We start from the raw sequence: 10,635 nt of genomic DNA on the forward strand, positions 1-10,635 counted from the left end.
CTGTCACGGAGGAATGCGGCGCCAGGCGGTGTCGGTGACGACGAGGTGGTCGAGGAAGCGCAGGCCGACGGTCTCGGCGGCGTCGCGAAGGCGGGCGGTGACCTCCAGGTCCGCGGGGCTGGGGTCGAGGGAGCCGCTGGGGTGGTTGTGAGCCAGGCCGAACGAGGAGCCGCCGGAGGTGAGGACGGTGCTCATGATCTCGCGGACCGGGGCGGGCGCGTGGTCGCTGCCGCCCTCGCTCACGATCGCCTTGCGGGTCACCGCGCCGCCCGGGTCGCACACCACGACGACCACGCGCTCGTGGCTGAGGCCGCGCAGGAGCGGGGCCGCCACGGCGGCCAGGTCCCCGGAGCAGGTGACGCGGCGGCGCTCGGGCTCCGCCTGCGCCTGCCGTACGAGATGGAAGGCGGCGATGACCCGCGCGGCCTTCGCGGGGCCGATGCCCGGCACCCGCATCAGGCGGTGGGCGTCGGAGCGGGCCAGGCCGTGCAGGTCGCCGCAGTGGGCGATCAGGTGGGAGGCGAGCTCCATCGCGTTGGTGCCCCGGCTGCCGGAGCCGATCAGCAGGGCGAGCAGCTCCCGGTCGGCCAGCGCGGTCGCCCCGCCGGACAGGAGGCGCTCGCGCGGCTGGTCGTTGGCGGGCATGTCCTTGACGCGCAATCGGCACCTCCGGCTCGGGAAACCAGGTCGGTTCTACCAGGTGGCGCCGACATTCCGGCCGGATGGCGAGTGGGCGGGCGGCGGTCTCGCATCGGTCGGAGGGGACCGGTGCGGGATCGCCGTACAGCGGCCCGGGGATCGTCTCTTTTTCGCAAGCGCCCGCCGGGTTCCCCGTCCCGGGGGAACCCGGCACCGGGAGGGGCGATGTGGTCGCGAGACCGGCGCGGTACCCCGGTCGGGACCGCCTGGAAGCCGGCGCGGGAACCCCGGTCGGGACTACCTGAGGGAGTACTGCCGGGGGAGCTTGAACCCGCGCTCCGACATCACCTTGCGCAGGCGGTCGGGGTAGTCGGTGATGATGCCGTCGACGCCGTCGTCGATGAGCTTGTTCAGCGTCGGCTCGTCGTCGACGGTCCACGGGATCACCTTGATGCCGAGGCGGTGCGCCTGGTCGACCATCTCCTTGGTGACGTAGGGCTGGTAGCCGGGGTCGGTGATCTTCCCGTTCTGCGGCGTGCCGTGCACGGGGGAGAAGGCGGTCGCGCCGAAGGACTTGATCGCCTTGAGCGGGTCGCCGCCGAAGTCGTCGATGTCGATCCCGCCGAGCCAGGGGGACGCGCCGGGCTGTCCCGTCTGCAGGAAGTCCCGGTTGGTCAGGGCCACGAGAGGCAGCTTCCGGTCGACCTGGCGCATCCGCATCAGGGCTCCCCAGTCGAAGCTCTGGATGGTGACCTGGCGCCGCATCCCGGCCTTGCGGATCTCGGCCGCCGTGACCTGGACGAACTGCTCCCTGGGGGCCGTCTGCTGCGGCGCCCCGGCCTCGACCTTGGTCTCGACGTTGAGCATGACGTCGTGCGCGCGGTAGCGCTTGACCAGGTCGAACACCTCGCTCAGCAGGGGCATCCGGGCTCCGGGGTCCGGCCGCTGGCCGGGGAACTCCGCCAGCGTCTGGCTGCCGCAGTCCATGGTCCTGACCTGCGCCAGGGTCAGCGTGTTGATGAACTTGCCGACGTAGGGGAACTCGGGGTCGCCGTCGAACGCGGGGGCGGTGTCCCGGCACTTCCTGCCGTTGATCTGCCGGTCATGGGTCACGACCGCCTTGCCGTCCTCGGTGATCTGCACGTCGAGTTCGAGCGTGCTGACCCCGAGTTCCAGACCGTTGGCGAACGAGGCGAGAGTGCTCTCCACGACCAGCCCCAGCCCACCCCGGTGGGCCTGCAGGTCGAAGGTGCGGCGGTGGTGCCTGTCGCCGTCGCCGTGCCCGTCGGCGGTCGCCGTCCCGGACAGCGCCCCCATCGCGACACCGATCGTCGCGATCACTGCGGCCGCACGCCATCTACGCATCTGTTGTCCCTCTTCGTGGCTGATCTTCAGGTGACCGGATCATGGTTGAGTGATCCGTTCCGTCCGAGAGTCAGCCACGTGTGCGGCCGGAGGGGATATTGGGGCTGAAGGGAATTTTAAAGCTTTATGACCGTTTCGCTGCCCGGCGTGGCGCCGCGGGTCGGCGGACGCCCTTCCGGCTTCCGGGCTCCCGTGACGGCTCCACGATGGTTTTCGCGAGGCTCCGCGACGGCTCCACGAGGGCTTCCGAGGTTCCGTGGCGGGCGGCGCGTGGATGCCGGGACACGAGCCGGTGAGGACCCGCCTCCGGGCGCGCGGGAACGCCCTCACCCGCCGCGCAGACGAGAGGTGCCAGCCGTCAGGCCCGGGGTATCAGGGGTGCAGAGGGTGGCTGTAGACGAGGCGGAAGCGGTCGCCGGGGACGACGATGTCGCTGGTCTCCACCGGGCGGTCTCCGGCCCAGTGGGTGCGCTCGACGTGCAGGACCTGGACGCCCGCGGGCAGGGCGAGGGCGTCGCTCTCGGCCGGTTGCGGGACGCGGGTGTAGACCTGCTCGACGATCTCGGTGACCTTGACGCCGATGGCCGACAGGCGGGCGATCAGGCTCCGGGGGCTCTCCTCCGCGGTCTCGCCGAACTCGGCGGGCTCGTAGGAGGTGGCCAGCTGGATCGGCTTGCCGTCGCCGCGGAAGACGTAGTGGGTGCGGGTGACCGGGGCCGACTCGTCCAGCCGGAGGCGGTGGGCGATGTCCGGGGTGGCGCCGGCGGGCTCGGCCCGCCAGTCCCAGGTGGCCCGGGTGCCCTGTGACTGGATGTCCGCGCCGAAGGGGGCGTGGTGGTCGTGGAAACGCCATCGGTGCAGGGGGAGCAGCACCGGCTGCTCTCGTACGTAGTGACCCGAGCCGACGCGGCCGACGATCAGGCCCTCGGCGACGAGCACGCGCAGCGCGTGCCGGGCGGCGGTCTCGCCCACGCCGTACTTCCTGGTCAGCTGGGCGCGCGAGGGGATCGGGGCGCCGGGGGGAAGGGAGCCGTCGACGATCTGGCGCCGGATGTCGGCGACGACGCGCAGGTAGACAGGATCGGAGCTTGCCACGTGTCCATCCCTGGGGGTCTGGGGCGTTGTCCCATCCTGTCGTATTCAATGCACAACGCAGGGTAATGGCCCCGATTTGGAGCTCCAACTTTACCGCCGCTCCCAGAAGTGGCCAAAAATATCTCAGAGACCCTGTAACGCCCGCGTAAGGATCACCGATTCAACGGTAGAGGTCGTCGATGTGTGTACCCCCGAGCACATATCGGCGGCCTCTTTCTCGTTCAAGGATGTCCTCGCCGCCGCCAAAGCGGACAAAGTCCTCGTTATTTCACGTAATCGGGCGCGAGGTCTGCGGAAGCCGTTTTCTGCCCGCTTTCCTTCCGCCCTTCGGCGGTGACCGGCCTCACCCGCGCCGAACCCGCGCCGAACCCGCGCCGAACCCGCGCCGACGGAGACCACCCGGATCCGCGTCCCGATCACTCCGGGCCTCCCGCTGCCCGGGACGCCCGGCCCGGTCGCCGTTCCGCCTCCCCGTACGGCAAGGCCGGAACGGCCCGCGGGGAGCGTCGGCCGGGGTCAGTCGCCGCGGCGGTGTATATCCGCGTGTACGGTGTGCAGCGGGCACCTCGGGGGATGTTCGCTCTTGGGCCCATCGGCGGACGGAGGTTAGGCGGGGTGGCGGGGTCCACCGTTTCAGCGGATCCAGGTAGCGTTCGGTCTATGGCAGCGCCAACTGGAACCTCCGACGCCCCCTTCGGCCGCATGCTGACCGCGATGGTCACACCGTTCACGAGTGACGGAGCGGTCGACTACGAGACAGCGGGGCGCCTCGCCACCTACCTGGTGGACGAGCAGCGTAACGACGGCATCGTCGTGAGCGGCACGACGGGGGAGTCCCCGACGACCACGGACGACGAGAAGGAGCGCCTGCTGCGCGCCGTCGTCGAGGCGGTCGGCGACCGCGCCACGGTCGTCGCCGGAGCCGGGACCAACGACACCCACCACAGCGTGGGGCTGGCCAAAGCCGCCGAGCGCGCCGGGGCGCACGGTCTCCTGCTGGTGACGCCGTACTACAGCAAGCCCCCCCAGGAGGGGATCTACCGCCACTTCACCACCGTGGCGGACGCGACGGCCCTGCCTGCCATGCTCTACGACATCCCCGGCCGGAGCGGCGTGCCGATCCGGAGTGAGACGCTGGCGCGGCTCGCCGGGCACGAGCGGATCGTCGCGGTGAAGGACGCCAAGGCCGACCTGTTCGAGGGATCGCAGATCATCGCGTCCACCGGCCTGGCCTACTACTCGGGTGACGACACGCTCAACCTGCCGTGGCTGTCGGTGGGGGCCGTGGGGTGCGTCAGCGTGATCGGCCACGTCGTCGGCGCGGAGATCGCCGCGATGATCGAGGCGTACCGCTCAGGGGACGTCGCGGGCGCGCTCGCCATCCACCGCAGGCTGCTTCCCGTGGTCTCCGCGATCATGATGCAGGCCGGTGGTGCGATCATGGCGAAGGCGGCGTTGTCCCTGGTCGGACAACCCCCGGGACCGATGAGGTTGCCCCTGGTGGAGGCGACCCGGGAGCAGCTCGCGAGGCTGCGCGAAGACTTGATCGCGGGCGGTGTGAAGCTGTCCGACGAAGTTGTGACATGAGATAAAACACCGCGGCCCTCACCGGCCGCATCCGGGAGGAACGAGAGTTTGCGAGAAAGAAGACACAACGGTCCGCTGGGGGACGGAGTGCTCGGCGAGGGAGTAGTCCTGCTGCCCACCAGGGCCTCCGTCGCATGTGAGACCTCTGAGAGAGGTGTGGCCGGATGAGTCACCCCCACCCCGAACTCGGGCTGCCGCCCGCGCTGCCCGAGGGTGCCCTGCGCATCGTCGCGCTGGGCGGGCTCGGCGAGATCGGCCGCAACATGGCCGTGTTCGAGTACGAAGGCCGTCTGCTGATCGTCGACTGCGGGGTGCTGTTCCCCGAGCCCGACCAGCCCGGCATCGACCTGATCCTGCCCGACTTCGAATACATCCGGGGCCGCCTGGACGACATCGAGGCCGTGGTCCTGACCCACGCGCACGAGGACCACATCGGTGCCGTGCCCTACCTGCTGCGCGAGCGCCGCGACATCCCGATCGTGGGATCCAGGCTGACGCTGGCGCTGATCGAGGCCAAGCTCACCGAGCACCGCATCCAGCCCACCAAGCGCGAGGTCGTGGAGGGGGAGCGGCACCGGTTCGGGCCGTTCGAGTGCGAGTTCCTCGCCGTCAACCACTCCATCCCCGACGCGCTGGCCGTCGCGATCAGGACGCCCGCGGGCATCGTCCTGCACACCGGCGACTTCCGGATGGACCAGCTGCCCAGCGACGGGCGGCTGACCGACCTGGGCGGGTTCGCCAGGCTCGGCGCCGAGGGCGTCGACCTGCTGATGTCCGACTCGACCAACGCCGAGGTGCCGGGCTTCGTCACCAGCGAGCGGGAGATCGCGCCGGTCATCGACGAGGTCATCCGCACCGCGGGCAAGCGTGTGATCGTGGCGAGCTTCGCCTCCCACATCCACCGCGTCCAGCAGGTCATCGACTCGGCGGAGAAGCACGGCCGCAAGGTCGCGCTGGTCGGCCGCTCGATGGTGCGCAACATGGGCGTCGCCCGCGACCTGGGCTACCTGCGGGTCTCGCCGGGCCTGATCGTCGACTCCAAGGAGATCGAGGGCTGGCCGCCGGAGGACGTGGTGCTGATCTGCACCGGGTCCCAGGGCGAGCCGATGGCGGCGCTGTCGCGCATGGCCAACCGCGACCACCCGATCCGCATCGCCGAGGGCGACACGGTCCTGCTGGCCTCCTCGCTGGTGCCGGGCAACGAGACCGCGGTCAACAACGTGATCAACGGGCTGTCGCGCTGGGGCGCCCGCGTGGTGCACAAGGGCAACGCGAAGGTGCACGTCTCCGGGCACGCCGCCGCCGGTGAGCTGCTGTACGTGCTCAACCTGACGCGGCCGTCCAACTTCATGCCGGTGCACGGCGAGTGGCGCCACCTGCGGGCGCACGCCAAGCTCGCCGCGCTGACCGGGGTGCCCGACGACCACATCGTGATCGCCGAGGACGGCGTCGTGGTGGACCTGGTCGACGGCCGGGCCAAGATCGTGGGCGCGGTTCCCGCCGGTTACGTCTACGTGGACGGCACCTCGGTGGGCGACGTCACCGACTTCGCGCTGAAGGACCGCCGCATCCTGGGCGAGGAGGGCTTCATCTCCATCGTCATCGTGGTCGACACCGCCACCGGCAAGCTCGCCGGGGGCCCGGAGATCCACGCCAGGGGATCCGGCATCGACCCGGCCATGTTCGACGACATCCTGCCGCAGGTCGAGAGGGCCCTGCAGGAGAACGCGGCCGACGGGGTGGTGGACATCCAGCAGGTCCGCCGCGTGGTCCGCAGGACCGTGGGGCGCTGGGTGAGCGACACCTACCGCCGCCGCCCGATGATCATCCCCGTGGTGGTCGAGGTCTGACCCTCGCACCGTACGGCGGCCGCACCGGTCGCCGTACGGACCGCCGGGCCGCCCGGATCGGCGGACCCCGTCCCGTCCCGCCCGGCCCTGCCGCGGGCCCGTCCCGCCCGGCCCTGCCGCGCCTGCCCGTCGTCGTGCGGGCGCGCGCCGGTTCCGCGGGCCTTTCCCGCGCCGGTCAGCAGACGCCGCGCAGGGAGCAGACCTTGGCCGCCATCTTCCTGGCGTCCTTCAGCTGCCGGGTGAAGTCGGAGCCGCGCACCTTGCCGTACTCGCCCGCCAGCACGTAGACCGCGACGGCCCGGCCCTCGCGGACGACGACGGCCCGCTGCCCGCCGACAGCCGGACGCACGCCCTTGGCGTCGTAGCCCTGGAGGGTGATCCGCACGGCCCGGTCCCCGGCCCGGACGGGGTCGGCCCAGGTCTTGGTGACCGTGCCCTCTGACTTGACGCGGGCGCACCTCTCGACCTGCCCGAGGAGCCCGGCCAGCGCCCGGCGCGCGGCGGCCGTGGAGCGGTAGATCACCAGCTGCTCGCCGGAGTGGTGCTCGGGAGCCTGGTAGTCGACGCTCCGCATGGCCACCCGGTCGCGATCGGCGGGGCGGCGCAGGCCGCACGGGTTGATCCCCAGGTTCGCTCCCAGCCTGTCGCTGATGGTCCACGTCTCCTCGCCCGGATACCTCACCGGCTTGCGGGCCCGGGGCTCGTGCAGGAGGAAGTTCTTCGGGATCCCCGCGGCGGTCCTTCCCGTCTCGCCCGTTCCGCCAGGTCCGCCCGTCTCGGCGAGGGCGGTGCCGCCCGCCAGGGCGGTCGCGAGGACCGTGCCCGCGACCGTGCCGGCCGCCGCCAGCCGGATCGTCGTCCGTGTCATGCCAGTCGTCATCGGTCTCTCCCGCGTGCTCGGTGGTCCGTTCGGTGGCGATTCCCTATGTGGGACCCGGTTCCGGCGGGAAAAGTTCTCATTCCGGCGATCGTTTTCCGGGCGCCCGCGCGTGGCGGGAATCGCGGTGAGTGCGCGGGGAAGGGGGCCGTTGTATGCTCATAATGTTCTATGTAGCAGCTTCTAATTTCATGTAATAGAACAATGGAGGGGCGATGGAGGTACGGCACGCCACGGCACCCGACCAGATCACCGGGGCGGCCACCGACTGGCTGCGCCGCCGGTTCCTGGTGGAACAGCTCTTCGTGCCAGGGGAGGTCCGGCTGCTCTACTCCCACGAGGATCGCATCGTGGTCGGTGGGGCCCTGCCGGACGACGGGCCACTGAGACTGCACTGCCCCGACCCGCTCAGGTCGGAGTACTTCCTGGAGCGCCGCGAGCTCGGCGTGGTCAACATCGGCGGGCCCGGCACGGTGACCGTCGACGGCACCGCGTACCACCTGGCCGCCAAGGAGTGCCTCTACGTCGGCAGGGGAGCCCGCGAGGTGGTCTTCGAGCGCGGCGCGTTCTATCTGGTCTCCACCCCCGCGCACGCGACCCTCCCGACGACCGCCGCGACCCTGGAGGACGCCGAGCCGGTACGGCTGGGCGGCCAGGACGGCTCCAACGACCGGACGATCTACAAGTACATCCACGCCAAGGGCATCCAGAGCTGCCAGCTCGTGCTCGGCGTGACGGTGCTGGAGCCCGGCAGCATGTGGAACACCATGCCCTGCCACACCCACGAGCGCAGGACCGAGGTCTACCTCTACTTCGACCTGCCACCCGGCGAGCGGGTGATCCATCTGATGGGACGGCCGGACGAGACGCGCAACCTCGTCGTCGCCGACCGCCAGGCGGTCGTCTCCCCGCCCTGGTCGGTGCACTGCGGCTTCGGCACGAGAAGTTACTCCTTCGTCTGGGCGATGGGCGGGGAGAACCAGGCCTTCGAGGACATGGAGCAGGTCGAGATCGGCGAGCTGCGCTGATGTTCTCACTGGAGGGCAGGACCGCGCTCGTCACCGGCGCGCGGACCGGGATCGGCCGGGCCCTCGCCGTGGGCCTGGCGGCGGCCGGAGCCGACATCGTGCTGCACGGCCGCGACGACGACCTGGACGAGGTCGAGGCGGAGGTCCGCAAGACCGGCAGGCAGGCCTCCCGGTGGGTCCTGGACCTGTCGGACCCGCGGGCCGTCCCCGAGGCGGCCGGGCGGCTGGGCCCGGTCGACGTGCTGGTCAACAACGCCGGGATCATCCGCAGGGCCCCGGCCGCCGAGCACTCCCACGAGTCCTTCCGCGAGGTGCTCGACGTCAACCTGGACGCGGTCTTCCTGCTCAGCCAGGTCCTCGGGGCGCGGATGCTCGCCCGGGGCTCCGGGAAGATCATCATGATCGCCTCCATGCTGTCCTTCCAGGGCGGCGTCAACGTCGTCGGCTACACCGCGGCCAAGCACGGTGTCGCCGGCCTCACGCGGGCGCTGGCCTGCGAGTGGGCGGGCTCGGGGGTGCAGGTCAACGCGATCGCCCCCGGCTACATCAGGACCGGCAACACCGAGCGGCTCTGGGACGACCCCGCGCGGGAGGCCGAGATCAGAAGCCGTATCCCCGCGGGGCGCTGGGGCAGGCCCGAGGACCTCGTGGGCGCCGCCGTCTTCCTGGCGTCCGGCGCCTCCGACTACGTCAACGGGCACCTGCTGGCCGTCGACGGAGGCTGGTTGGCACGCTGACCAGTAGGCTCACGATCGTGGTCAGGGAAGGCAGTTCCATCGACAAGGCGCTGGCGGTGCTGGAGGCGATCGCCGAGCACCACCGCGTGACCGACATAGCCGCCGCGACGGGCGTGTCCAAATCGACCGTCCATCGCATCCTCCAGTCGCTCGTCGAGTGGGGGTTCGCGCGGGCCGACGGCCGCGGCGGCTACGAGCCGGGCCCCCGGATCCTCACGCTGGCGGGCCGGGTCATGAACCGCTTCGACCCGGCCCGCCAGGCCTCCGGCGCGCTCAACGCCCTGCACGAGCGGATCGGCTACACCACGCACTTCGCGATCCGCAGCGGGGACGAGGCCGTCTACGTCGAGAAGCTGGAGGGCCGGCGGCCCTACCAGATGCCCTCCCGCGTCGGGATGAGCCTGCGCCTGCACTGCACCGCGATCGGCAAGGCGGTCCTGGCCCATCTCGGCGCCGACGAGGTCCGTGCCATCTGCGCCCGTACGGGCATGCCCGCCCCGACCCCAACCACGCTGGCGACGCCGGAGGACCTGCTGGCCGACCTGGCGTTGGTGCGGTCCCGCGGCTACTCGATCGACAACGAGGAGAACCTGCCCGGCATCCTCTGCGTCGGCGCCCCGGTCTTCGACCACACCGGCCAGGTGCTCGGCGGCATCTCCATCTCCGCCCTCGCGATGGACATGGGCCGCGACGACCTGGAGCGGTTCGCGCCCGACGTCGTCGCCGCGGCCCGCGAGGTCTCCGCGGCCCTCGGCGCGCCCGGCGCTCCCGCCGCCCCGGCGCTCAACGGCTGAGCCGATCCGCCCGCGTCCCGGCTCCCTGGCCGGTTACGGCCTCCAGTTGTTCCATGTAATGGAATGTGATCTCATGTTATGCAACGACCTGAGCCTGGAGGAATTCAGCATGCCGAACATCACCGTGGAACTCCTGTCCGGCAGGACCCTCGACCAGCGCCGCGAGTTCGTGGCGGCGCTGACCGAGGCGGCCGTGGACATCCTGAAGGCGCGCCGCGAGGCGGTGCGCATCGTCTTCACCGAGATCGAGAAGTCGGACGTGGCCAACGGCGGCGTTCTGGAGTCCGACAAGTAGCCGGGGTCCGGCGGGTGGCCGGGATCCGGCACGTGGTCCGGCGGGGCCCCGGTTCCCGGACCCGCCGAATTCCCGGTCCGCGTGTTTTCCCTCCCCCTCCCGGTGGAAGGAGCATGTTCCCGGGCGGGCGGGTCCTGGAGCCCGCCACGCCCGGGAACGGCCGCGCGGCCGCCGCGCCGTGCCGTGGAGTCCCTCGCCGAAGCCCCCGCGACGCCGGGGAGATCCATCCGCGCCGTGCGGGTCCGGCGACGCCGTGGGGCGGCTCCGCGCCGTGAAGGCCCCCACCACGCTGACGCTGTTGGTTAATTCCGCCCCGTTGGATCTCATCCAACGGGGCGGAGGGCTGCGAAGGGTGAGGTTCGGGTGCG

10 protein-coding genes are annotated in these 10,635 nt (G+C 71.1%); 6 read left to right on the forward strand and 4 right to left on the reverse strand.

Going from position 1 to position 10,635, the window contains the following annotated elements:
* Positions 1-3 precede the first annotated feature (3 nt).
* From ACTOQ1_RS28990 to ACTOQ1_RS29000, 3 genes are all read right to left on the reverse strand, one after another.
* Complete coding sequence (locus ACTOQ1_RS28990) at positions 4-660, reverse strand: JAB domain-containing protein (RefSeq protein ID WP_440071139.1); 657 nt, start codon at positions 658-660, stop codon at positions 4-6.
* A 276-nt stretch (positions 661-936) separates the two neighbouring features.
* Positions 937-2,004 carry a glycerophosphodiester phosphodiesterase family protein gene (locus ACTOQ1_RS28995; protein WP_440071140.1) on the reverse strand — a complete coding sequence of 356 codons (1,068 nt, stop codon included), beginning with the start codon at positions 2,002-2,004 and terminating at the stop codon, positions 937-939.
* A gap of 372 nt (positions 2,005-2,376) precedes the next feature.
* Positions 2,377-3,099 carry a GntR family transcriptional regulator gene (locus tag ACTOQ1_RS29000; protein ID WP_440071141.1) on the reverse strand — a complete coding sequence of 241 codons (723 nt, stop codon included), beginning with the start codon at positions 3,097-3,099 and terminating at the stop codon, positions 2,377-2,379.
* 660 nt (positions 3,100-3,759) lie between these two features.
* Between ACTOQ1_RS29000 and dapA the strand changes: the two genes are divergently transcribed.
* Complete coding sequence (dapA, locus tag ACTOQ1_RS29005; protein WP_440071142.1) at positions 3,760-4,686, forward strand: 4-hydroxy-tetrahydrodipicolinate synthase; 927 nt, start codon at positions 3,760-3,762, stop codon at positions 4,684-4,686.
* Between the two features lie 164 nt (positions 4,687-4,850).
* A complete protein-coding gene (locus ACTOQ1_RS29010) occupies positions 4,851-6,536 on the forward strand; it encodes a ribonuclease J (RefSeq protein WP_440071143.1) in 1,686 nt (561 codons plus the stop codon).
* A 175-nt stretch (positions 6,537-6,711) separates the two neighbouring features.
* Here ACTOQ1_RS29010 and ACTOQ1_RS29015 read toward each other — a convergent pair whose 3' ends face one another.
* Positions 6,712-7,416, reverse strand: coding sequence for a hypothetical protein (locus ACTOQ1_RS29015; RefSeq protein WP_440071144.1), 705 nt, complete (start codon positions 7,414-7,416; stop codon positions 6,712-6,714).
* Between the two features lie 212 nt (positions 7,417-7,628).
* Here ACTOQ1_RS29015 and kduI point away from each other — a divergent pair, with 212 nt between their 5' ends.
* The 4 genes from kduI to ACTOQ1_RS29035 all read left to right on the forward strand — a co-directional run bounded on the left by kduI (position 7,629) and on the right by ACTOQ1_RS29035 (position 10,267).
* Entirely contained in the window at positions 7,629-8,441 is an 813-nt protein-coding gene (gene kduI, locus ACTOQ1_RS29020) for a 5-dehydro-4-deoxy-D-glucuronate isomerase (RefSeq protein ID WP_440071145.1), read from the forward strand.
* Positions 8,441-9,178 carry an SDR family oxidoreductase gene (locus tag ACTOQ1_RS29025; protein ID WP_440071146.1) on the forward strand — a complete coding sequence of 246 codons (738 nt, stop codon included), beginning with the start codon at positions 8,441-8,443 and terminating at the stop codon, positions 9,176-9,178. The genes kduI and ACTOQ1_RS29025 overlap by 1 nt, the downstream gene beginning before the upstream one ends.
* A gap of 17 nt (positions 9,179-9,195) precedes the next feature.
* Entirely contained in the window at positions 9,196-9,972 is a 777-nt protein-coding gene (locus ACTOQ1_RS29030; protein ID WP_440071147.1) for an IclR family transcriptional regulator, read from the forward strand.
* A gap of 109 nt (positions 9,973-10,081) precedes the next feature.
* Complete coding sequence (locus tag ACTOQ1_RS29035) at positions 10,082-10,267, forward strand: tautomerase family protein (protein ID WP_344745492.1); 186 nt, start codon at positions 10,082-10,084, stop codon at positions 10,265-10,267.
* Positions 10,268-10,635: the final 368 nt, after the last annotated feature.

Origin of the sequence: Streptosporangium sp. OZ121, from assembly GCF_051918885.1 — a bacterium.
In the GTDB taxonomy this organism is placed as follows: Bacteria; Actinomycetota; Actinomycetes; order Streptosporangiales; family Streptosporangiaceae; genus Streptosporangium.

Excerpts from the sequence above, each read along its gene's own strand:
- ACTOQ1_RS28995 (WP_440071140.1), bottom strand. The coding sequence starts at position 2,004 with ATGCGTAGATGGCGTGCGGCCGCAGTGATCGCGACGATCGGTGTCGCG.
- dapA (WP_440071142.1), top strand. The coding sequence starts at position 3,760 with ATGGCAGCGCCAACTGGAACCTCCGACGCCCCCTTCGGCCGCATGCTG.
- ACTOQ1_RS29010 (WP_440071143.1), top strand. The coding sequence starts at position 4,851 with ATGAGTCACCCCCACCCCGAACTCGGGCTGCCGCCCGCGCTGCCCGAG.
- ACTOQ1_RS29015 (WP_440071144.1), bottom strand. The coding sequence starts at position 7,416 with ATGACGACTGGCATGACACGGACGACGATCCGGCTGGCGGCGGCCGGC.
- kduI (WP_440071145.1), top strand. The coding sequence starts at position 7,629 with ATGGAGGTACGGCACGCCACGGCACCCGACCAGATCACCGGGGCGGCC.
- ACTOQ1_RS29025 (WP_440071146.1), top strand. The coding sequence starts at position 8,441 with ATGTTCTCACTGGAGGGCAGGACCGCGCTCGTCACCGGCGCGCGGACC.
- ACTOQ1_RS29035 (WP_344745492.1), top strand. The coding sequence starts at position 10,082 with ATGCCGAACATCACCGTGGAACTCCTGTCCGGCAGGACCCTCGACCAG.